Consider the following 22,665-nt stretch of genomic DNA (forward strand, 5'->3'; position numbering starts at 1 on the left):
ATGGCGGCTTCGGCGGTCGGCTTCGGCGGGTGGGCTGTTGGTAGAGCCGAGCCATGCTCGGCTGGGCCACCGACCAACCTGGCGTTGTCTGGCTGGCACGCATCTGTCTTCGTCATTGTCTGGCCTGCCACGCTCTGTCTTCGTCATTGTCTGGCCTGCCACGCATGGCGTGGCACTACCGGAGATGGCGGCTTCGGCGGTCGGCTTCGGCGGGTGGGCTGATGTCGACGCAGGCCATGCCGGCCACGGCCAACCCTGACCGCGCGGCCACGTCCGTAGATCCAGGCCACGCCTGGATAGGCCACCGACCAACCCCACCCGCCCAGCGACGTCCGTAGATCCAGGCCACGCCTGGATAGGCCGCCGACCAACCCCGACCGGCCCAGCACCCGTAGATCCAAGGCCACGCCTAGATGGGCCACCGACCAACCCCGACCCGCCCAACGACGTCCGTAGATCCAGGCCACGCCTGGATAGGCCGCCGACCAACCCCGACCGGCCCAGCACCCGTAGATCCAGGCCACGCCTGGATGGGCCGCCGACCAACCCCGACCCCGCCCAGCACCCGTAGATCCAGGCCACGCCTGGATGGGCCACCGACCAACCCCGACCCCACCCACCCACGACCCCGGACCACAGCCCGCAGGCGCCGCGATGGGGGGCTGAATGCCGGACAACCTTATCCGCCTGAATAGGCCCTGCCAGACACCGCGTTCAGCAGAAATCCACAGCCCGCCCCCGCGCATTTCAATCCAAGCTATTGAAATTAAACAACTATCTTTAGCCCTCCCGACCCCCTCGCCACTGTCATCATTTCGCGGTACGTTAGTCGGGTGATCGGTGCCAGCGTCCCATCAACAGAACGCTGGAACTTCTTTCCCCTTTAGCAGTCCAATTCCCGGACTGCTAAGATGAGTGCTATGAGCCAGAACACCTCTACTGCCCTTGTGGCAAACAATCTCCCGATCCCCAGTGCGCTCGGTTCGCTGGACGCCTACATCGGTGCCGTGCACCAGATCCCGGTGCTGTCGGTCGATGACGAGCAGGATCTGGCCCGTCGCTTCCGCGACGAGCTGGATCTGGACGCCGCGCGCGAACTGGTCCATTCCCACCTGCGCTTCGTGGTGCACGTGGCCCGTGGCTACAACGGCTACGGCCTTGCGCTGGGCGACCTCATCCAGGAAGGCAACATCGGCCTGATGAAGGCGGTGAAGCGCTTCGACCCGGACATGGGCGTGCGCCTGGTGTCCTTCGCGGTGCATTGGATCCGTGCGGAAATGCACGAGTTCATCCTGAAGAACTGGCGCATCGTCAAGGTCGCCACCACCAAGGCGCAGCGCAAACTGTTCTTCAACCTGCGCAAGTCCAAGACCCGCCTGGGCTGGATGAACGCGGCCGAAGTCAGCGCCGTGGCCAAGGACCTCAACGTGTCCGAGCGCGAAGTGCTCGAAATGGAATCGCGCCTGTCCGGTCGTGATATCGGTTTCGACGCGCCCAGCGACGAAGACAATGAAAACGCCCCGCCGTCGCCGGCCGCCTACCTGGTGGCCGACGCGGAAGACCCGTCCATGGCCTATGAGCGTGCCGACAGCGAAGACAACAAGCTGCAGCTGCTGCGCGAAGGCATGGCCGAGCTGGATGCACGCTCGCGCGACATCATCCGCCGTCGCTGGTTGGACGCAGACAGCAAGGTGACCCTGCAGGAGCTGGCCGACGAGTACGGCGTGTCGGCCGAACGCATCCGCCAAGTCGAAGCGAACGCGCTGAAGAAGATGAAGGCGCTGTTTACTGCGTAATACGCGGTGGCAATGGTGTGAACAGAAGGCCCGGCACTGCCGGGCCTTTTCTGTTCCGGTGGCGCTGTCTCATCGCTCATCTCTCCGACACGGCAATGCCAGGCGGTTCGTCTTTCGGTGCGGCGTGACATGGGGAATCGAGAGTCGAGGCTGCGTTTATCCACGCATGGCGTGGATCTACGGTTGGCCGGCGATGGCCAGCCAACGATGAAGGGCCCGGCAATGCCGGGCCCTTCTTCTTTTTTCGGTGTGGCGTGACATGGGGAATCGAGGCTGGAGGCTCCGTTCATCCACGCATGGCGTGGATCTACGGTTGGCGGGCGATTGCCTGCGAACGATGAAGGGCGCGGCAATGCCGGGGCCTTCTTATTTTTTCGGTGTGGCGTGACATGGGGAATTGAGAGTCGAGGCTGCGTTCATCCACGCATGGCGTGGATCTACGGTTGGCGGGCGATGGCGTGCGAACGATGAAGGGCCCGGCAATGCCGGGCCCTTCTTTTTTCGGTGTGGCGTGACATGGGGGGATCTGGGGGGCCGGCTGCGTTCATCCACGCATGGCGTGGATCTACGATTCCCGCGCGATCGCCCGCCAGCCGATGTCGCTGCGGTGGAATTCGTTGGCCCAGCGGACCGCCGCCACGCCGGCATACGCGTTGGCCTGCGCAGCGCCCACGCTGTCGCCCAGCGCCGCCACGCACAGCACCCGGCCGCCGGCGCTCAGCACCTGGCCCTGCGCGTCCAGCACCGTGCCCGCATGGAACACCTTGGCGCTCGCCGGCACCGCATCCAGCCCGTGGATCACATCGCCGGTGATCGGCGTTTCCGGGTAGGGCGATGCGGCCATGACCACGCCCAGCGACGGACGCGGATCCCACTGCGCGTCCACCTCGTGCAGGCGCGCATCGATGGCCGCGTCGAGCAGGTCCACCAGATCCGACTGCAGGCGCAGCATCACCGGCTGGGTTTCCGGGTCGCCGAAGCGCACGTTGAATTCGATCACCTTCGGCGCGCCGCTGGCGTCGATCATCAGGCCCGCATACAGGAAGCCGGTGAACGGAATGCCGTCGGCGATCATGCCCTGCACGGTCGGGTTGACCACCTCGCGCATCACCCGCGCATGCACTTCTTCGGTCACCACCGGGGCCGGCGAGTACGCGCCCATGCCGCCGGTGTTCGGGCCGGTGTCGCCGTCGCCCACGCGCTTGTGGTCCTGCGAGGTGGCCATCGGCAGCGCGGTGGTGCCGTCCACCATCGAGATGAAGCTGGCTTCCTCGCCGTCCAGGAACTCCTCGATCACCACGCGCGCGCCGGCATCGCCGAACGCATTGCCGGAGAGCATGTCGCGCACCGCGTCCTCGGCCTCGGCCAGGGTCATCGCCACGATCACGCCCTTGCCGGCGGCCAGGCCGTCGGCCTTGACCACGATCGGTGCGCCCTTCTCGCGGACATAAGCCAGCGCCGGCGCCACCTCGGTGTGCACCGCGTAGAAGGCGGTGGGGATGTTGTGGCGGGCCAGGAAATCCTTGGCGTAGGCCTTGCTGCCCTCCAGCTGCGCGGCGGCGGCGGTGGGCCCGAAGATGCGGTGGCCGGCCGCGCGGAAACGATCGACCACGCCCGCCACCAGCGGCACTTCCGGGCCGACCACGGTCAGTGCGATGCCTTCGTCGGCGACCAGCGCCAGCAGGCCGTCCAGGTCGGTGACCTTGACCGGCACGTTGCGGCATTTGGCCTCGGTGGCGGTGCCGGCGTTGCCGGGCGCCACCAGGACCTCGCTCACGTTCGCGGATTGGGCGAGCTTCCAGGCCAGGGCGTGTTCACGGCCGCCGGCGCCAATGACCAGGATCTTCAATGCAGTTCTCGCGGAGGGGAGCAGGACCGCGATTTTACGCCGTGCAGGACGCGCCTGCACCGCGCCAGGGCATTACTGGCAGCCTTCGCGCTGCAGGGCGTCGGGGAAGGCGTAGGTCCAGGTCTTTGGGTCCAGCGTGAAGCGATGTTCGCGCCGCACCTGCCTGCCACCGCACTCGATGCCGGTCTCCTCGATCACCAGCGGCCAGGTCCGTGCGCTGCGGTCGCTGTCGTCCATGCGCAGGGCGAAATCGAGGTTGAACGTCCGGGTCCGGCAGTCGTCGGCCTGCTCGGCGTCATCGCAGTCGTAGGCGGCGGTGTTGTCGATGTGGCTGCGCACGCTGCCGGTGTCCACCAGCCCGTTCGGGCCGGGCAGGATCAACGCCTGCGATTGCAGCGCGTAACCCTGGCCATACCAGCCACTCTCGTTGCGGAAGCCGTAGAAATCGCTGCCGGCACGGATGATCTCCACCGTGCCCGGGCGGCCGCTGCTGCCATAGGTGCCGCCGGTGAGTTCGGCCGCCACGTCGAAGCCGTCCGCGGCCGGGCGCAGCACGTAGAAGTCGATCGTGCCGGGGTCGGCATGGCCGCCCTCGACCAGCTCGCCACACACGGCCAGCAGCTGCTGCCAGCTGTCACCACTCACCACCGGCTGCTCGGCGCACACCGTCCAGTCGGTGGCGCGCGCCTGGCCGTCCTGCGTCCACGTGCCGCGCCAGCCCTAGGAAAGCCGCGCGTCCTTGCCGTAGCGTTGGGCCAGGAACGCCTGCAGGCGGGCAGTGCGGCTGACGTGCGGGGCGGCGGTGGCCGGAGCGGCCGCCGCTGCGCTGGGAGCGGTCGGCTGCGCCGGGGCAGGTGCAGCGGCCGGCTTGCAGCCGGCCAGCACTGCGCTGGCGCCGATCGCCAGCGCCAGCAGGGACTTCAATGGCATGGCAGACATCCGTGTCGCTCCTTGATTCAGTGGCGGAAGTGGCGCACGCCGGTGAACACCATGGCCAGGCCATGCTCGTCGGCGGCCGCGATCACTTCGCTGTCGCGCATCGAGCCACCCGGCTGGATCACCGCCTTGATGCCGGCCGCCGCGGCGGCATCGATGCCATCGCGGAACGGGAAGAATGCATCGGAGGCCATCACCGAGCCTTCCACCACCAGGTTCGCATCGGCGGCCTTGATGCCGGCGATGCGCGCCGAGTACACCCGGCTCATCTGGCCGGCGCCGACACCGATGGTGCGGTTGTCCTTGGCGTAGACGATGGCGTTGGACTTGACGAACTTGGCCACGTTCCAGGCGAACAGCAGGTCGGCGAACTGCTTCTCGGTCGGCGCCAGCGTGCTGACCACCTTCAGTTCGTCACGGCGCATGCCGCGGTTGTCCGAGGACTGCACCAGCAGGCCCGAGCCGATCCGCTTGGTGTCGTAGTTGTTGCGGCCATCGCCATGCGGGATGCGCAGCACGCGCACGTTGGCCTTCTTCTGCGCGTATGCCAGCGCGGCCGGCTCGAAGTCCGGGGCGATCAGCACTTCCACGAACTGGCGGTCCAGGATCACCTGCGCGGTAGCCGCATCGAGGGGCGTGTTGAAGGCGATGATGCCGCCGAACGCACTGGTCGGGTCGGTGGCGTAGGCCAGTTCGTAGGCATCGCCGTTGCCGGCACCCACGGCCACGCCGCACGGGTTGGCGTGCTTGACGATCACGCAGGCCGGCGCGTCGAACTGGCGCACGCATTCCCACGCCGCATCGGCGTCGGCCAGGTTGTTGTAGCTCAGTTCCTTGCCCTGCAGCTGCTGGAACGTGGCCAGCGTGCCTGGCACCGGGTACAGGTCGCGGTAGAACGCGCCGCTCTGGTGCGGGTTCTCGCCGTAGCGCAGGTCCATCACCTTCACGAAGCTGGAATTCATCTGCGCCGGGAATTCGGCACGCACCGGCACGGCGGTGTCGGTGGTGGTGACGGCAGACAGATAGTTGCTGATCGCCGCGTCGTACTGCGCCACGCGGTTGAACGCGGCCACCGAGAAGGCGAAGCGCCTGGCTGCCGACAGCTGGCCATCGTTGGCCTCCAACTCGGCCAGCAGGTCGGCGTACTGCGACGGGTCGGTGGCCACCGCCACGCGCGCGAAGTTCTTCGCGGCCGAACGCAGCATCGCCGGGCCACCGATGTCGATGTTCTCCACGGCGTCTTCCAGCGTGCAGTCGGCCTTGGCCGTCACCGACTCGAACGGATACAGGTTCAGCACCAGCAGGTCGATCGCGCCGATGCCGTGTTCGGCCATCACCGCTTCATCCAGCCCGGCACGCCCGAGCAGGCCGCCATGCACCAGCGGGTGCAGGGTCTTGACCCGGCCGTCCATCATTTCCGGGAAGCCGGTGACATCGGCCACGTCCTTGACTGCCAGGCCGGCGTCGCGGATCGCCTTGGCGGTGCCGCCGGTGGACAGCAGCTCCACGTTGCGCGCCGCCAGGGCGCGGGCCAGGTCGATCAGACCGGTTTTGTCGGAGACGGACAGGAGGGCCCGGCGAACGGGCAACAGATCAGCAGTCATGGGGACAGGGCAATCGGCAGCGGAGCGGGGCCGATATTGTAGGCGGTGGGGGCCGGCGAGGGGCGCCGCCGGCCGATATTGGCCCCGGCTGGCCGCATCCGGCACCGCAACCGGCCCCCGCAAGGCCGTGGCACTGGGGTAGGCTGCGCGCTCTGCCAGGGATTTGCAGGTCAAGATCGTGTCGACAGCAACATGGAAAGTGCCGCTGCTTGCCGGCGTCGCGGCGTGGGCCAGCCTGATGGGCGCCGCGCAGGCGCAGGCGCAGGATGCCGCCCGCGTGGCCGATGCGCCCGTAGAGGTGGAGGTGGTGGACGTGGCAACCGCAGCGGCGTCGGCGCGGGACGCGACGGACGCCGACGCAGCGGTCGATGCCGACGGGGCGACCCCCGAGGACCTGGAGCAGCAGGCCAACGCGGCCTACGAGGCGCAGGACTGGGCCGGGGCCCGGCGGCTGATCGACCAGGCCATCGCCGTGGACCCGCGGCAGGCCCGCCTGTATCGCCTGAAGGCGTACATCGCCGCGGCGACCGAGGACAATGCCGGGGTACTGGCCGCCGCCGCCCAGGCGCTGCAGGTCGACCCGACCGATGCCGAAAGCCTGCAGCTGCAGGGCACCGCCAAGGCCAAGGGCGGGGACACCGCGGGCGCGCTGGCCGACTACGCGGCAGCGCTCCAGGCCGGTGGCCACGCCAGCAGCCTGTTCCGCAATTACCTGTTCCTGCTCAACCAGCAGCACGACAACGCGCGCATGCTGGAGGTGTTCGCCGCCTACGAGCAGGCCTACCGCGACGACCCCGAGGGCACCGGCCAGCAGGCCGATATCCAGTTCCACGCCGCGCAGGCGTATCACCACCTGGGCCAGCCACGGCGCGCGCTGGAACTGCTGGACCAGGCCATCGCGCAGTCGCCGCAGGTGGCCGGCTACTACGGCAACCGCGCACTGGCCCAGCACGCGCTGGGCCGTTCCAGCCAGTCGCTGGCCGACGATGGCCAGGCCATGCGGCTGGCGCCGAGCGAACCGCTGTATCCCTACAACCGGGGCGTGACCCGGTTGGACATGGGGGATGCGGCCGGGGCGCTGCAGGACTTCAAGGCGGCCCTGGCGCTGGGCAAGGACGATGCCGATACCTGGCTCAACATCGGCGTGGTCGAGGAGCGGCTGGGCCGCACCCGCGAGGCGCTGGCCGCCTACGACCGTGCGCTGGCAAAGGACCCGGGCAACCCGAGGGTGCTGACCAACCGGCTGTCGCTGCAGGGCAAGGGCGGCAAGGGCGACAGCGCGGCCGTGGCGGCGCAGGCCGGTATGCTGCCGGCAGAGAACCAGGCGCAGCTGCTGTTCAACCAGGGCCAGGCGCAGAGCCGGGCAGGGCAGTGGCAGGCCGCGGCGGACCTGTTCGCGCAGGCGGTACGGCGGGATCCCGGCCTGGATACCGCCTGGCTCAACCTGGGCGTGGCGCAGGCCCGGCTGGGGCAGCACCAGCGTGCGCTGGACACGTTCAACGATTACCTCCAGCGTGCCCCGCTCAAGACCATCGGCCTGCTCAACCGCGCCAACGTCCTGCACGAACTGGGCGATGATGCCGCGGCCGAGAAGGACCTGTTGCGGGCGGTGCAACTGGAGCCGGGCAACCTGGACATCCAGCAGCGCCTGGCCTTCCACTACAGCCGCACCGGGCAGACCGACACGGCGCGGCGCTACTACGCCCAGTTGGTGACGCTGCCCGGCAACCTGTCGCCGGATGCCTTCATCAACTACGCGGCCATGCTGCTGCAGCTGGGCGACAGCCGCGAGGCGGCGGTGGTGGCCGGCAACGGCGTGGCGCGCTTCCCCGACAACTACGGCCTGCGCCTCAACCAGGCCAATGCGCTGGGCGACAGCGGCCAGCATGCGTTGGCGGTGGATGCCTACCGCGCGGCGATGCGGCTGCAGCCCAAGCGCCTGGACGCGCACTTCAACCTGGGCAACCTGTACCTGCAGCAGCTCAAGCAGCCGCGCAAGGCCGTGCAGGAATACCGCACCGCGCTGACACTGCCGTCGGCGCCGGACCTGGACGCCGCCGGGCAGCGCGAGCAGCGCATGAGCATCCATCTCAACCTGGCCAGCGCGCTCACCGACAGTGGCGATGCGGCCGGCGCACGCGCCGCGCTGCAGGCCGCGATCGAGGAGTCGCCCGAGGACTACCGCCCGTGGTTCAACCGCGCCGCGATGGCCTTGTCGGCCGGCGACCCGGCGGCGGCCACGCCCGACTTCGAGGCGGCGTGGGTGCGCCTGGACTCGCTGCAACGCGCGCAGCCGGCGCGGGCGCAGCCGGACCCGGAGCTGCTGGAACACGCCGGCTACCTGCTGTTCCACCTGGGCCGCACCGGCGAGGCGGCCAGCCGCATGCAGCAGCTGCTGCAGGCGCAGCCGGACAACATCGAGGCCCAGCGCAACTATGGGTTCATGCTGCTGGACCTGGGGCGGCCGCAGGACGCCAGGCAGTTGTTCGAGCAGGCCTTTACCCGCGAGCCGGACGAGGTGGACGGCTGGCTGGGCGTGTTGGCCTGCGCGATGCTGGACAGCGATCCGGCGCAGTTGGCCCGGTTGAAGCGCCAGTTCGAGCAGCGCTTCGCCAAGCGTTACGTGCTTTCCGCCGGGCTGCCGGAGCAGTTGATGCGCAGCGAAGGCTACTGGTACTCCGACCGCTTCCTGCAGCTTTGGCGGCAGTTGCTGGTGGCGGGGTGAGTCGATACCGACGTACAGCATTCCCCTGCCCCTGTGCGGGCAGGTAGATTAGCCACGGTCAGGAGGACGGTACGGCATGTCGATCTATGCATTGAAGGGGCGCTTCCAGGACCTGCTGCGCCCGGGCGTACGCGGCCTGCATCGCGCGGGCGTCACCGCCAACACCGTCACCGTGGCCGCCGCGCTGGTCTCGTTGCTGGTGGCCGCGGCCGTGTGGTGGTGGGCGCCGGCGCAGCCGCTGCTGTACCTCGCACTGCCGCTGTGGATGCTGTTGCGCATGGCGCTCAACGCCGTGGATGGCATGCTCGCGCGCGAATTCGGCCAGCAGTCGCGGCTGGGGGCATATCTCAATGAACTGTGCGACCTCCTCGCCGATGCCGCGCTGTATCTCAGCCTGCTCAGCGTGCCGGGGGTGAATCCGGCTGCCTTGTGGACCCTGACGTGGATGGCCGCGGTTTGCGAGTACGCTGGCGTCCTGGGGCTGATGGTGGGGGCCAGCCGGCGCTACGACGGGCCGATGGGAAAGAGCGACCGGGCGTTCGTGATCGGCGTGCTGGGCGTGCTGCTGGCGCCGGGCTGGATCGACGGCGCCGTCGTGGGCGGGATCGCGTGGGCGGCGGCGGCACTGTGCGTGCTCACCGGCTGGCGACGCGTTAAACACGGATTGGCGGAGACCGGCTGACCTGGCCGGATCCCGCTCGCTGCACAACGGAGTGACGCATGCGCGCACAGCACCACCTGCAGTTCCACAGTTTCGATGGCCAGCCATTGTTCTACCGGCATTGGGCGGGCAGCGGATCGACTGCACCCCGCCGCGCGGTGGTGCTGCTCCATCGCGGCCATGAACACTCGGGCCGGGTGGCCCACCTGGTCGACGAACTGGACCTGCCCGACACCGAGGTGTTCGCCTGGGATGCACGCGGCAATGGCCAATCGCCGGGCGAGCGCGGCGACGCGCCGGGCTTCGAGGCGCTGGTGCGCGACCTGGACAGCTTCATCGCGCACATCGGCCAGCAGCATGGCATCGCCGTGCAGGACATCGCGATCATCGCCCAGAGCGTGGGCGCGGTGGTTGCCGCGACCTGGGTCCACGACTATGCGCCCGCGCTGCGCGCGCTGGTGCTGGCCTCCCCGGCGTTCAAGGTCAAGCTGTATGTACCGCTGGCGGTGCCGGGCCTGAAGCTGATGCAGATGCTGCGCGGCAACTTCTTCGTCAACAGCTACGTCAAGCCGCAATGGCTCACCCACGACCCGGAGCGGGTGGAAAGCTACCGCACCGATCCGCTGATCACCCGGCCGATCTCGGTGCGCGTGCTGCTCGGCCTGTACGAGGCCGCCGAACGGGTGGTGGGCGATGCGCAGGCGATCACCGTGCCGACCCAGCTGCTGGTGTCCGGCTCGGACTTCGTGGTCCACCGCGCGCCGCAGGACCGTTTCTACGAGCGGCTGTCCTCGCCGGTCAAGGAACGCCACCTGCTGCCCGGTTTCTTCCACGACACCTTGGGCGAGCGTGATCGCGCGCCGGCGATCGCGGCGATCCGTCGCTTCCTCGGCGAGCGCTTCGCCCAGCCGCTGGTCCGCCCCAGCCTGCGCGATGCGCACCGTCACGGCGCCACCTTCGACGAAGCGGAGATCCTGTCCTGGCCCCCCGAGCGCAACAGCGCCAAGGATGCGTACTGGCGCTTCACCCGGGCCGGTCTGCGCTTCGGCGGCACGCTCTCCGAGGGCATCGCGCTGGGCCTGGAAAGCGGGTTCGATTCGGGCAGCACGCTGGACTACATCTACCGCGACGAGGCCCGCGGACGCGGGCCGCTGGGCCGCATGATCGACCGCAACTACCTGGACGCGATCGGCTGGCGCGGCATCCGCATCCGCCGCACGCATGTGCGCGAGCTGTTGCAACTGGCGGCCCTGCACCTGCACGGCGAAGGGCGCCCGGTGCGGGTGCTGGACGTGGCCGCCGGGCATGGCCGCTACGTGCTGGACGCGCTGGCGCACGGCGAGCAGCGCGCCGAATCCATCACCCTGCGCGACTTCAGCGCGCGCAATGTCAGCGACGGGCGCAAGCTGATCAGCGCCTTCGGCGCCGACGATATCGCCACCTTCGAGCAGGGCGACGCGTTCGACGCGGCCTCGCTGGCGGCGCTGCCGATCGCACCCACCTTGTCCACGGTCTCGGGCCTGTACGAACTGTTTGCCGACAACGATGCGGTGCTGCGCTCGCTGCAGGGCATCGCCGCGGCGATGCGCGAAGGCGGCTACCTCGTCTATACGGGCCAGCCATGGCACCCGCAGCTGGAGTTCATCGCGCGCGCCCTCACCAGCCACCGCGAAGGCGCGGCCTGGGTGATGCGCCGCCGTACCCAGCAGGAGATGGACGAGCTGGTGCGCCTGGCCGGCTTCGAAAAGGTCACCCAGCGCATCGATCGCTTCGGCATCTTCACCGTGTCGCTGGCGCGGCGGGTGATGCAATGACCGAGGGCACGCGGCCATGGCGGCGTGCACTGCTCTGGCTGGCCGTGCTGGGGCCGTTCTTCTTCCTCAGCTACGGCCTGGCCAACGCCTGGGCCGGGCGCCTGCCGTACGTGCCCTCGATCGTGTTCGACTGGGAGGCGAAGATCCCGTTCCAGGCCTGGACCATCGTGCCGTACTGGTCCATCGACCTGTTCTACGTGGCCTCGTTCTTCATCTGCAGCCACCGCGCCGAGCTGGACATGCATGCGCGGCGCCTGTTCACCGCGCAGCTGCTGTCGGTGGCGTGCTTCCTGCTGTGGCCGCTGCGCTTCAGCCTCGAACGGCCGGAAACCGCCGGTGTGTTTGGCTGGCTGTTCGATGTGCTGCTGGGTTTCGACAAGCCGTTCAACCAGGCGCCTTCGCTGCACATCGTGCTGCTGGTGGTGCTGTGGGTGCGTTACCAGCAGCACCTGCGTGGCTGGTGGCGCGCGGCGCTGCACGCGTGGTTCGCGTTGATCGGGCTGTCGGTGCTGACCACCTGGCAGCATCACTTCGTCGATGTCCCCACCGGCGTGGCGGTGGGCTGGCTGTGTGTCTGGGTGTGGCCGGCGCACGGCCGCTCCCCGCTGGCGCACTGGCAGTGGGCGCAGGACGGCGCGCGCTGGCGACTGGCCGCGGTGTACGGCCTGGGCAGCGCGCTGTGCGCCTCGCTGGCGCTGACCTTCAGCGGCTGGGTGCTGTGGCTGGGCTGGCCGGCGCTTTCGCTGGCGATGGTGGCACTGGGCTACGCCGCGCTGGGCACGGCGGTGTTCCAGAAGCAGGAGGATGGGCGCCTGAGCGTGGCCGCATGCTGGTTGCTGGCGCCCTACCTGCTGGCGGCGTGGTGGAACTCGCGCTGGTGGACCCGGCACGCGCCGCAGCCGCAGCTGGTGATCGATGGGGTATGGCTGGGGCGGATGCCGGAGGCGGGCGCGACCCTGGCGATGCCGACCGTGGTGGATGTCAGCGCCGAGCTGCCGTTCCGCGCCAAGGTGCGCCATTACCGCAGCGTGCCGATGCTGGACCTGGCCACACCCACCGCGCAGGAACTGCGCCGCGCCGCCGAGGCGATCGCGCATGGGCACCGGCGTGGCGAGGTGCTGGTGTGCTGCGCACTGGGGTATTCGCGCAGCGCCGCCGCGCTGGCCACTTGGCTGTGCGAGAGCGGGCACGCCGACAGCGCCGATGCCGCGATCAAACTGCTCCGCCTGGACTGCCCCTGGATCGTGCTGCACGAGCGCCATCGCGATGCGATCGCGCAGGCCGTGCAGCTGCCGCGTGCCACCGGGTTGCCGGGGGTACGCGCGTGAGCATGGCCATGCAGGTGCATGCGATGGCCGCGCTGCTGCGCCAGGCGCGGGTGCCGGCGGTGATCTCCACCTTGCTGGCCGCTGCCGCGCTGGCGCTGCTGGTGGTGCTGCCGGCGGGTGCATCCGCGGTGGCCGGTGCCGCGCTGCTGAGCCTGCTGGCGGGCGTGGGCCAGGCCTGTTTCGCCGTACGTATCGGCTTTGACCGTGCGCTGCTGGACGGGCTGCTGCAGGCGCACCCGGATGCGGCACCGGACCCGATCGACGCTGCGCTGCATGCCCTTGGCCTGCGCCAGGCGGCAGCGTCCCCGCGTGACTGGCCGCTGCGTTGGCAGGGCATGTGCCGCCTGCTGCGCGGGCAGGCGGTGTGCGTGCTGCTGCAGGCGGCCACGTTGTTGGCCGCACTCTGGCTGCGGATGGCCGCATGAACCGCATGATGGATGCAGGCAAGGAGAACGCGCGACATGCTGGCTGACCTGGTGGCACGCAGTTGCAGCGGCGCGATCCGCGCGCTGACCGGCGCGCGCGCGTTGTGGCAGGGCTGTGCGCCCTCCAGCGACCATCGCGTGTATTACGGCAACCACGCCAGCCACGGCGACTTCGTGCTGATCTGGTCGGCCTTGCCGATCACCCTGCGCCGCCAGGTGCGGCCGGTGGCCGCGGCCGACTACTGGCAGCGCGATGGCCTTCGCCGCTACCTGATCCACGCCGTGTTCAACGGCGTGCTGATCGAACGCGATGCGACCAGGCGCGAGCGCGATCCGATCGCCTGCCTGTGCCAGGCGGTGGACGAAGGCAATTCGTTGATCCTGTTCCCGGAAGGCACGCGCAACACCGGGGAGGGCGTGCTGCCGTTCAAGAGCGGCATCTACCACCTGGCCCGGCAACGCCCGGAGCTGGAGTTCGTGCCGGTGTGGATCGACAACCTCAAGCGGGTGATGCCCAAGGGCCGCTGGCTGCCGCTGCCACTGCTGTGCACCACCACGTTCGGCGAGCCGCTGCGGCTGAAGGCGGACGAAGACAAGGACCGTTTCCTGGAGCGCGCGCGGGTCTCGCTGATGGCGCTGGATCCGCAGCCGCGCAGGCAGCGCGCATGATGCCGCTGCTGTTGTCCAGCCTGGCCAGCGACGTGGCGCAGCTGTCCACGCATGCGCAGACCCGGCTGTTGTTCGCCGGCATCGCCGCCGTGCTGGTGCTGGCCACGGTCATCGCCGAAGCCCTGCGCTGGCGCGCCCGGCATGCGCCCAGCACGGTGCTGGCCAACCTCGTCTCGCGGATCCGCGCGTGGTGGGTGATGGCGGCGGTGGTGGCGCTGGCGTTCTTTTTCGGGCGCACCGGGGTGGTGCTGCTGTTCGCGGTGGTGTCGCTGTTCGCACTGCGCGAGTTCATCACGCTCACGCCCACCCGTGCCGGCGACTACTACGCCCTGCTGGCGGCGTTCTACGTGGTACTGCCGTGGCAGTACTGGCTGGTGTGGACCGACTGGTACGGCCTGTACACCTTGCTGATTCCGGTCTACGCGTTCCTGTTCCTGCCGATCCTGGCCACCATCGGCGGCGACACCACCGACTACCTGGAGCGCACGTCCAAGGTGCAGTGGGGTCTGATGATCTGCGTGTTCTGCATCTCGCACGTGCCCGCATTGCTCAACCTGCGACTTGCCGGGGTGGAGCCGGCGCGCAACCTGTTGCTGTTCGCCTTCCTGGTGATCGTGGTGCAGTCCTCGGACGTGCTGCAGTACATCTGGGGCAAGCTGATCGGCAAGCGCCTGATCGCACCGAAGCTGTCGCCGTCCAAGACGGTGGAAGGCTTCATCGGCGGCGTGCTGTCGGCCAGCGCGCTGGGCGCGGCGCTGTGGTGGCTGACCCCGTTCACACCGTGGCAGGCGTTCGGGATGTCGCTGGTGGTCAACCTGATGGGGTTCTGGGGCGGCCTGGTGATGTCGGCGATCAAGCGCGACCGCGGCATCAAGGACTGGGGCCACATGATCGAGGGCCATGGTGGCATGCTCGACCGGCTGGATTCGGTGTGTTTCGCCGCGCCGGTGTTCTTCCACCTGGTGCGGTATTTCTGGAGCGCGTAGGCATCGACCGCGGGCCGATGCACGGCATCAGGTGGCGATGCCGTATTCCTTCAGTTTCTTGCGCAGCGTGGCGCGGTGGATGCCCAGCATCGCCGCGGCGCGGCTCTGGTTGCCTTCGCAATGGTTGAGCACTTCCACGAACAACGGGATTTCCATTTCGCGCAGGACGATCTCGTACACGTCGTCGGCATCGCAACCATCCAGGTCCCGCAGGTAGCGCCGGACCGATTGGGCCACGTGTTCGCGCAGCGGTGGCTTCGGCGCGCCACGACTATTGTCAGGACGAGAAAGGACAGCGTTCAAGGAGGTTCCCGGTGCAGATGCCGGGGCGGACAGCAGCCCCGGGCGGAGAATTGTAGGGGGCCAGTCTAGCGCGTGCGCGGGCGGGCTGCCACGCTGGCGGTGCCAACCGGTTACAGGAACTCGAAGGTGAATGCGACGGTGGACGACGCCGGCTCGCGCACGCGGAAGGCGATCTGCGCGCTCTGTCCCGGTTCCAATACGCTGTTGGCGTCCAGCGAACGGTCCAGGTAATCGTGCGGGGCGAACACGCCGGTGCCGATCACGCGGCCATCGGCATCGGACAACGACAAGCGCAGCGACGGCCACGCCTGGGCCCAGCGCGCATCGTTGCGGAAGCTGGCCTGCACCTGCAGTGCGCCGGCCTGGCCGGGCACCGGCCGCACGTCGCGGCTGATCATGCTGAACGCCGCCGGCTCCTGCCAGGCCGGCAACGTGCAGCCAAGCACGCCGCAGACCGCGGCGATCCACGGTCGGCTGCCGGCGTCGGCGGCCAGCCGTGCGCGGTCGGCCACGGCGATCTGGATGACCAGCAACACCACCAACCCCGCCAGCACGCCCCACTGCCAGCGGGGCGTGTGCAGGCGTGCCACCGGCAGGCGCATGAAGCTGGGCGCACTGCCGCCACGTGCCGGTGCGGGCGCCTCGCCCGTTGCGGTGGCCGCCAACGTCAGCTCGTCGGCCGGCGTTCCCAGGGGAGCTGCATCACTGTGCGCCGCCCACGCGTCGAGCGCGGCGGCGGTGGCCGCCTCGGGCACGTCATCGGGGAACGCGCGCGCGTCGTCGACGACGTCACGCTCGTCTGCCGGCGGATCGAACACGGCCACGGTCTGCGCCCAGTCCTTGCCCACGGTGATCGGCGCCACGGCGAGCGGATCCGCCACGGCGGGCGCGTCGGTGTCGGGCGACGACGGCGACGCGGGCTCCACGGGGGGATCCACGGCGGGCGTGTCGGCCTGGCTGGCACGCAGGAACGTGGCCAGCGGGCGGCGTGGCGGCGGGGTGGGCTCGGTCATCGGGTCGGGGCCGGGCAGCAGGGTCGCGCCCATTCAATCACGTTCAAGCCGACTTACGCGCGGCGCACGCCGGTGATGCGCATCCAGTCATCGTCCTGCGCGGTCTCGAGCTGTTCGAACCACGGCGCATAGCGCACCAGCAGTTCCTGCTCCTGCCCATGCAGGATGCCTGACAGCGCGATCCGGCCACCAGCGGCGACGCGTGCCGCCAGCACTTCGGCCAGCGCGTCCAGCGCCGACGCCAGGATGTTGGCCACCACCACCGGGTAGGTGGCCGCCGGTTCGTCGGCCGGCAGGTACACCTGCAGGCGGTCCTGCAGGCCGTTGCGTTCGGCGTTGTCACCGGTGGCGATCACCGCCTGCGGATCGTTGTCCACGCCTACCGCCGACGCGGCGCCGAGCTTGAGCGCGGCCAGCGCCAGGATGCCCGAGCCGCAACCGAAGTCGAGCACGGTCTGGTCCTGCAACGCGCCTTCGCCCGCCAGGCCATCCAGCCAACGCAGGCACAGCGCGGTCGTGGGGTGGGTGCCCGACCCGAACGCCAGGCCCGGGTCGAGCCGGATCACGGCGGCATCGTCGCCCTGGGCGGCCTCGGGCAGGTCGTGGTTCCACGGCACGATCCAGGTGCGCTCGCCGAAGGCCATCGGCTGGAACTGGTCCAGCCACGCGCGTTCCCAGTCTTCATCCTGCACCGCGCGGAAACTCGCATCGGACCAGTCCAGGCCGGGGTCGAAGGCTTCCAGCGCGGCCAGCAGCGCGAGCGCGTTGGTCTCGGCCGGGAACAGGGCGCTCAGTACCAGGTCGTTCCACAGCGGGGTCTCGCCCACGCCCGGTTCCAGGATCGCGCGCTCGTTGCTGGTATCGGCATCGGCGTCGAGCAGGGTCACCGCCAGCGCGCCGACATCATCCAGCGCATTCTCGTAGCGGGGCTGGGTGGATTCGCTGCAGCGGAGGGTGAGTTCCAGGAACGGCATGGGCGGGGCTACCTGCGGAAAACGGTGAATGCTAGACCATTGTGGGCCCCGTGGCCCATCCACGGTCTCCGGGGTGGGCGAGACGCGCACCGGCGGCCGATTCAGACAGCGTTCGGGCCGCTTGCTAGACTTGGCATTCCGTTGCCTCGCCGGCAGCTTCCGGTCCTGCGCATGGCGCTCGTGCCCACCCTCAAAACCTGGATGCTGGTCGTACCGGCCCTGGCGTTGCTGGGGGTGGTGGGTTATCGCGCCGGTGGCCACGTGCGGCATGCCGATCCGGCACCGGCCGCGGTGGACGCGGCGCCCGTGGTCGCGCTGGCCAGTGCCCCGGCGCAGGCCCAGCAGTTGGCGCGCCAACTGTTGACCGCCGAGCGTGGCAACGCGATCCCGTCGGGGCTGCCGCTGGACATCCGCGCCGATATCGAAGGCGATACCGATCTGTTCGCCTACGCCCAGCGCTTGCAGCTGCAGGCAGCCAACGGCAATGCCGAAGCGGCGTGGATGGTCAGCCGGGTGTACGACTATTGCGCGACCTATGCGATGGACCCCGGGGGCTACCAACTGGACAACGCGCTGTTGAGCGGGATGGGCATGACCGCCTCGCCCATCATGGTGCAGGCGCGCGAGCGCGTTGCGCGACGCTGCGATGGCTTCGTCTCCAGCGACGGCCTGGGCCGCCAGCTGATCCTCACCCAGCGCCTGCAGGCGGCCAAGGCGGGCAACCTCGCCGCCGAAGCCTCGCTGTTTGCCGAAGGCCAGCCGCTGCAGAACACGCCTGCTTACCGGCGCGGGCTGGTGGAGCGGGTGATGGACTCGCGCGACCCCGAAGCCTACATGGCGCTCTCCACCGGCATGGGCCAGCGCGCCAGCGGCGACCGCGCCCTGGACGGGCTGGTGGCCGGCGACCAGTTCAGTGAGCTGGCCTGGCGGCTGGCCGCCTGCGAACTGGGCATGGCGTGTGGGGCGGACAGTGTGTTGATGAACAATTTCTGCGCGAACGGAGGGATCTGTTCGCAGGACGGTGGGCAGGACTTTGCCACTTTCGTGTATGACGCTGCGGTATCGCGGCAAGGTGCGGGGAAAATGAAGACGTTGGTTGAAAAGCTGATCAAGCAGAGGAACGGGCGATGAACTACCGTCGATTCCTGCATGGCGCCAAGTTCTGGTTCTGGGTGGCGCTGTTCGTGGCGTACTCGGCCGGGGCGGTGGGCCTGGTGATGATCGATACCTATGAGGACCGCTATCGCAGCCTGTCCAAGGTGCAGCTGACCTCGGTCAAGGCACCGGAAGACGTGCGCCGCGCCGGCGCCAGCCAGGTGGCCGCGGTGTACCGCGCGCAGAGCGGCATGCCGTTCGCCTCGCTGCCGGCCGGCAGCACCTTCCAGGTGGTCTGGCCCGATGGGTCCACCGAGACCATGGTGATCGTCGACCCGACGTCCTCGCTGGGCGTTGCGCCGGTCAAGAACAGCCAGGTCACCGCGGCCGACGTCGCGCGTTGATGCCGCACGCCGAGGCGGGCGTGGTGGCCACCACGCGCCCGCTGCGGCTGGTGCTGCTGCCTGGCCTGGACGCGACCGGCAGCCAGCATGCCGCGTTCCGCGCCGCGATGCGGCGGCTGGGCGTGGAGGTCACGGTGATTGCCTACCCGGTCGACCGCACGCTGGATTACGCCGCGCTGGCCCACCTGGTGCGCCAGGCGCTGCCCACCGATGGCGACTACGTGCTGCTGGGCGAATCGTTCTCGGGGCCGCTGGCGCTCACGATCGCCGCTGCACCGCCACCGGGCCTGCGCGGCCTGATCCTCTCCACCACGTTCGCGCGCTCGCCCTGGCTGGCGTGGCGACGGCTGCAGTCGCTGCTGTACTGGGCCCCGGTGCGCGCATTGCCGATGCCCGCGCTGTCGTGGATGTTGCTTGGCCGCTGGAGCACGCCCGCGTTGCGCGATGCGCTGCGGGCCGCGTTGGCCAGCGTCGCTGCCGATGTGTTGCGCGGCCGTGCGATGGCCGCGCTCGGCGTCGATGTGGCGGCGCGCGCAGCCGCGGTGACGGTGCCGACACTTTGCCTGCATGCGGTGCAGGATCGCCTGTTGCCCACGCGTTGCCAGCGCCACCTGTCGGCCTTGCTGCCGGCGCAGGCCAGCCAATGGCTGGATGGCCCGCACCTGCTGCTGCAGGCGCGACCGGGCCCGGCCGCCGCGGTGATGGCCGCCTTCGCGCAGGACGCGTGCCAGCGCGCGTGACCGGCGTGTTGTGATCGCGTCCACGCGGCCTTCGCTTATGGCTCTCGGGCAATTCACGGCGTGACGCGCAGCCTGCGCGTATTGGCTGCATCCGCAGCGCACGTGCCGGAGAACTTGACGCATGAACACCCGAGGCGACTACGCCGCATCCGAACCCCTTGCCGCCGCGACTGTCGCGGTGGTCACGCCGCCGCCCGTCGTCGCGCCCGCGCACGATGGCGCCGTCTCCTGGGGCGCCATCTTCGCCGGTGCCGCCGCCGCAGCGGCCCTCTCGCTGGTCCTGCTGATCCTGGGCGTGGGCCTGGGCCTGTCGTCGGTCTCGCCGTGGTCGTATGAGGGCGTGTCGGCCGAGACCTTCGGCTGGTCGAGCATCGCCTGGCTGACGCTGACCGCGATCGCGGCGTCCGGGCTGGGCGGTTATCTCGCCGGCCGGCTGCGCAACAAGTGGAGCAACCTGCACGGCGATGAGACGTACTTCCGCGACACCGCGCACGGCTTCCTGTCGTGGTCGGTGGCCACCCTGCTGACCGCCGGGCTGCTCACCACCGCCATCGGCGGCGTGCTCGGTGCCGGCGCCAAGGTAGCCGGTGCAACGGCAGGTGCCGCCGCGACCACGGCGGGTGGCCTGGCCGCCGTCGCTGGTCCCGCCGCAACGGGCGACAACGGCGATCTGCAGTACTGGGTGGACGGGCTGTTCCGCGCCAACCCGGGTGCACCGGCTGCACCGATGGGCGCGCCGCCGGCCGATCCGGCCGCCGCGCCCCCGGCACCGCAGGCTGGCGTGATGCCGCCGCCGCCGCCGCGTCCGATGCCGGGCGGCGAACGCGGCCCGGGCCCGGGCCGTGGCGGTGACGTGCGCGCCGAGGTCAACCGGATCGTGGTCAACAGCCTCAAGTCCAACACGATGGACCCGGCCGACACGCAGTACCTGGCGCAGCTGGTCGCCAACCAGACCGGCATGAGCCAGGTCGAAGCGCAGGCCCGCGTGACCGACATGCAGGCCCGCCTGCGCGCCAGCGTGGAAAAGGCCAAGGCCGATGCCAAGCAGGCCGCCGACGACGCCCGCAAGGCCACCGCCTACGCCGCGCTGTGGCTGTTCATCACGCTGCTGGTCGGTGCCTTCAGCGCCAGTCTGTTCGCCACCTGGGGCGGTCGCCGCCGCGACCTGTAACCCGCACACGTTCAACGAGGAGGATTCACCATGAAATATCTGCTGCTGTGGTTCCTGGGCATTCCGATTCCGATCCTGCTGCTGATCGCGCTGCTGCGCTGACGCAGTGCGCCTGGTAACGGGTATCGACCGACGGTCGTTACCCGCCGGGCAACACAGACTGCCGGGCCGCCATCGTGCGGCCCGGTGTCGTTTCGCACGGGCGAACAAAGGTTCGTCTCTGCTGTGAGGGGAGCGCCTTGGTGCAGGCGCGGTTGCAGTGAGAGCAACGCTTTGCGTGTGGACGGGCAGTACCGGCGATGCTGGATCGGCTGGCGATCTTGGATCGTTTTAGTCGCGCGCGTGAGGGCCCCGTAGCGGCCGGTAGGCCCTGGTGTAGTGTCCCCCGGCCGTGGAGCGGCCTCCTCCTTTATTTTGCCCAGGAGCCTACCGGCCGCTACGGGGCTCGGCTGTGCCAAGCAGGGGGACGCCAGGCGGGTCGGTGGGTTTGGCGCTGGGCTCCCATGCCCTTGGAGGCGAAATAAAGGGGGAGGCCGCTTCGCGGCCGGAGGACATTCGCCGGAAAGGGCATGGGGGCTCAGCGCCGAACCCACCGACTGCCGCTTGAGGCGAAATAACAAGAGAAGGAGCTGCCGCGGGCGGACCCCGAAGGCGTCGCCGCAAAGGGCATGGGCGCCCAGCGCCCGATCCGCCGATCCCCGAGCAGGAAACACTCCGTGCGTGCGCTGCATCTACGCGACGAACCAAACAAAAAGGCGGGGAAATCCCCGCCTTTCTGCCGTGCCGCCGTTACTGCTCGATCAGGTCAATGCAATCGACTTGTTCTTGCGTTCGGCCAGGCGCTTTTCCAGGTAGTGGATGTTCTGCCCACCGGCCTGGAAGCCCTTGTCGCGCATGATCCGCTGCTGCAGCGCGACGTTGGTCTTGATCCCGTCCACCACCATCTCGCTCAGCGCCACGCGCATGCGCGCGATCGCGGTTTCGCGGTCCGGGCCGTGCACGATCAGCTTGCCGATCATCGAGTCGTAGTTCGGCGGCACGCGGTAGCCACTGTAGATGTGGGTATCCACGCGCACCCCGGGGCCACCCGGCGGATGGAAGGCGGTGATCTGGCCCGGGCTCGGCACGAAGGTTTCCGCGTCTTCGGCGTTGATGCGGCACTCGATCGCGTGGCCGGTCAGCACCACGTCGCTCTGCTTGATGCTCAGCTTCTGGCCGGCGGCGATGCGCAGCTGCTCGCAGACCAGGTCGATGCCGGTCACCATCTCCGTCACCGGATGTTCCACCTGCACGCGGGTGTTCATTTCGATGAAGTAGAAGCGGCCGTCTTCGAACAGGAACTCGAAGGTGCCCGCGCCGCGGTAGCCGATGCGGATGCAGGCTTCCACGCAGACCTTGCCGATCTGCTCGCGCATTTCCTCGGTGATGCCCGGGGCCGGCGCTTCTTCCACCACCTTCTGGTGGCGGCGCTGCATCGAGCAGTCGCGTTCACCGAGGTGGATGGCGTTGCCCTGGCCGTCGGCGAGCACCTGGATTTCCACGTGGCGCGGATTTTCCAGGAACTTCTCCATGTAGACCTGATCGTTGCTGAAAGCGGCCTTGGCTTCGGACTTGGTGGTCTCGATCGCCGCCTTCAACGAGGCCTCGGCATGCACCACGCGCATGCCACGACCGCCGCCACCGCCGGACGCCTTGATGATGACCGGGTAGCCGATCTCACGGGCGATCTTGGTGTTGGCCACGATGTCGTCGGTGAGCGGGCCGCCCGAGCCGGGCACGCACGGCACGCCGGCGGCCTTCATCGCGCGGATCGCTTCCACCTTGTCGCCCATCAGGCGGATGGTGTCGGCCTTGGGCCCGATGAAGATGAAGCCGGACTCTTCCACGCGCTCGGCGAAGTCGGCGTTCTCCGACAGGAAGCCGTAGCCCGGGTGGATGGCCTGGGCGTCGGTGACTTCCGCCGCGGCGATCAGCGCCGGGATGTTGAGGTAGCTCTCCGAGGACGGTGCCGGACCGATGCAGACCGACTCGTCGGCCATGGCCACGTGCTTGAGGTTGCGGTCGACCGTGGAATGCACGGCCACCGTGCGGATGCCCAGGGTGTGGCACGCGCGCAGGATGCGCAGCGCGATCTCCCCTCGGTTGGCAATAACGACTTTGTCGAGCATGGAC

At 69.2% G+C, this 22,665-nt stretch carries 18 protein-coding genes and 1 pseudogene; 12 read left to right on the forward strand and 7 right to left on the reverse strand.

Going from position 1 to position 22,665, the window contains the following annotated elements; translation table 11 throughout:
* Window positions 1-920: 920 nt before the first annotated feature.
* Entirely contained in the window at window positions 921-1,796 is an 876-nt protein-coding gene (rpoH, locus tag M2421_RS19845) for an RNA polymerase sigma factor RpoH (protein ID WP_259210048.1), read from the forward strand.
* 565 nt (window positions 1,797-2,361) lie between these two features.
* Here the strand turns inward: rpoH and purD are convergent.
* From purD to purH, 3 genes and pseudogenes are all read right to left on the reverse strand, one after another.
* Window positions 2,362-3,645 carry a phosphoribosylamine--glycine ligase gene (gene purD, locus M2421_RS19850; RefSeq protein ID WP_259210049.1) on the reverse strand — a complete coding sequence of 428 codons (1,284 nt, stop codon included), beginning with the start codon at window positions 3,643-3,645 and terminating at the stop codon, window positions 2,362-2,364.
* A 72-nt stretch (window positions 3,646-3,717) separates the two neighbouring features.
* Window positions 3,718-4,584, reverse strand: a pseudogene (locus tag M2421_RS19855) (hypothetical protein).
* A gap of 17 nt (window positions 4,585-4,601) precedes the next feature.
* Window positions 4,602-6,185, reverse strand: coding sequence for a bifunctional phosphoribosylaminoimidazolecarboxamide formyltransferase/IMP cyclohydrolase (purH, locus tag M2421_RS19860; protein ID WP_259210050.1), 1,584 nt, complete (start codon window positions 6,183-6,185; stop codon window positions 4,602-4,604).
* A gap of 178 nt (window positions 6,186-6,363) precedes the next feature.
* Between purH and M2421_RS19865 the strand changes: the two genes are divergently transcribed.
* The 7 genes from M2421_RS19865 (at window position 6,364) to M2421_RS19895 (ending at window position 14,793) form a co-directional block, all read left to right on the forward strand.
* A complete protein-coding gene (locus M2421_RS19865) occupies window positions 6,364-8,910 on the forward strand; it encodes a tetratricopeptide repeat protein (protein ID WP_259210051.1) in 2,547 nt (848 codons plus the stop codon).
* Window positions 8,911-8,986: 76 nt separating this feature from the next.
* A complete protein-coding gene (locus M2421_RS19870; protein ID WP_259210053.1) occupies window positions 8,987-9,592 on the forward strand; it encodes a CDP-alcohol phosphatidyltransferase family protein in 606 nt (201 codons plus the stop codon).
* Window positions 9,593-9,630: 38 nt separating this feature from the next.
* Entirely contained in the window at window positions 9,631-11,385 is a 1,755-nt protein-coding gene (locus M2421_RS19875) for a bifunctional alpha/beta hydrolase/class I SAM-dependent methyltransferase (RefSeq protein WP_259210054.1), read from the forward strand.
* On the forward strand, window positions 11,382-12,713 hold the full coding sequence (locus M2421_RS19880; protein ID WP_259210055.1) for a phosphatase PAP2/dual specificity phosphatase family protein: 1,332 nt from the start codon (window positions 11,382-11,384) through the stop codon (window positions 12,711-12,713). Before M2421_RS19875 ends, M2421_RS19880 begins: the two co-directional genes overlap by 4 nt.
* The gene (locus M2421_RS19885; RefSeq protein ID WP_259210056.1) at window positions 12,710-13,138 is read left to right on the forward strand and encodes a hypothetical protein; all 429 of its coding nucleotides are present in this window, start codon (window positions 12,710-12,712) and stop codon (window positions 13,136-13,138) included. Before M2421_RS19880 ends, M2421_RS19885 begins: the two co-directional genes overlap by 4 nt.
* A 36-nt stretch (window positions 13,139-13,174) precedes the next feature.
* Window positions 13,175-13,807: a lysophospholipid acyltransferase family protein gene (locus tag M2421_RS19890; protein WP_259210057.1), complete on the forward strand. Its 633-nt coding sequence runs from the start codon at window positions 13,175-13,177 to the stop codon at window positions 13,805-13,807.
* On the forward strand, window positions 13,807-14,793 hold the full coding sequence (locus M2421_RS19895; RefSeq protein ID WP_259210157.1) for a phosphatidate cytidylyltransferase: 987 nt from the start codon (window positions 13,807-13,809) through the stop codon (window positions 14,791-14,793). The genes M2421_RS19890 and M2421_RS19895 overlap by 1 nt, the downstream gene beginning before the upstream one ends.
* Window positions 14,794-14,820: 27 nt before the next feature.
* On the opposite strand, the gene fis is transcribed toward M2421_RS19895, so the two are convergent.
* The 3 genes from fis to prmA all read right to left on the reverse strand — a co-directional run bounded on the left by fis (window position 14,821) and on the right by prmA (window position 17,083).
* The gene (gene fis, locus M2421_RS19900) at window positions 14,821-15,096 is read right to left on the reverse strand and encodes a DNA-binding transcriptional regulator Fis (protein ID WP_038685853.1); all 276 of its coding nucleotides are present in this window, start codon (window positions 15,094-15,096) and stop codon (window positions 14,821-14,823) included.
* Between the two features lie 110 nt (window positions 15,097-15,206).
* Complete coding sequence (locus M2421_RS19905; RefSeq protein WP_259210158.1) at window positions 15,207-16,109, reverse strand: DUF3426 domain-containing protein; 903 nt, start codon at window positions 16,107-16,109, stop codon at window positions 15,207-15,209.
* A gap of 53 nt (window positions 16,110-16,162) precedes the next feature.
* A complete protein-coding gene (gene prmA / locus M2421_RS19910) occupies window positions 16,163-17,083 on the reverse strand; it encodes a 50S ribosomal protein L11 methyltransferase (RefSeq protein WP_259210059.1) in 921 nt (306 codons plus the stop codon).
* Between the two features lie 171 nt (window positions 17,084-17,254).
* Here prmA and M2421_RS19915 point away from each other — a divergent pair, with 171 nt between their 5' ends.
* From M2421_RS19915 to M2421_RS19930, 4 genes are all read left to right on the forward strand, one after another.
* The gene (locus M2421_RS19915; RefSeq protein ID WP_259210062.1) at window positions 17,255-18,214 is read left to right on the forward strand and encodes a hypothetical protein; all 960 of its coding nucleotides are present in this window, start codon (window positions 17,255-17,257) and stop codon (window positions 18,212-18,214) included.
* Entirely contained in the window at window positions 18,211-18,582 is a 372-nt protein-coding gene (locus M2421_RS19920; protein ID WP_259210064.1) for a hypothetical protein, read from the forward strand. Before M2421_RS19915 ends, M2421_RS19920 begins: the two co-directional genes overlap by 4 nt.
* A complete protein-coding gene (locus M2421_RS19925) occupies window positions 18,582-19,322 on the forward strand; it encodes a lysophospholipase (RefSeq protein ID WP_259210067.1) in 741 nt (246 codons plus the stop codon). Before M2421_RS19920 ends, M2421_RS19925 begins: the two co-directional genes overlap by 1 nt.
* A gap of 121 nt (window positions 19,323-19,443) precedes the next feature.
* Window positions 19,444-20,493, forward strand: a complete 1,050-nt coding sequence (locus M2421_RS19930; protein WP_259210069.1) for a hypothetical protein — start codon at window positions 19,444-19,446, stop codon at window positions 20,491-20,493.
* Between the two features lie 800 nt (window positions 20,494-21,293).
* Here the strand turns inward: M2421_RS19930 and accC are convergent.
* Window positions 21,294-22,661, reverse strand: a complete 1,368-nt coding sequence (accC, locus tag M2421_RS19935) for an acetyl-CoA carboxylase biotin carboxylase subunit (RefSeq protein WP_259210071.1) — start codon at window positions 22,659-22,661, stop codon at window positions 21,294-21,296.
* Window positions 22,662-22,665 lie beyond the last annotated feature (4 nt).

The sequence above is a fragment of the Stenotrophomonas sp. BIGb0135 genome, from assembly GCF_024810105.1.
In the GTDB taxonomy this organism is placed as follows: domain Bacteria; phylum Pseudomonadota; class Gammaproteobacteria; order Xanthomonadales; family Xanthomonadaceae; genus Stenotrophomonas; species Stenotrophomonas maltophilia_AB.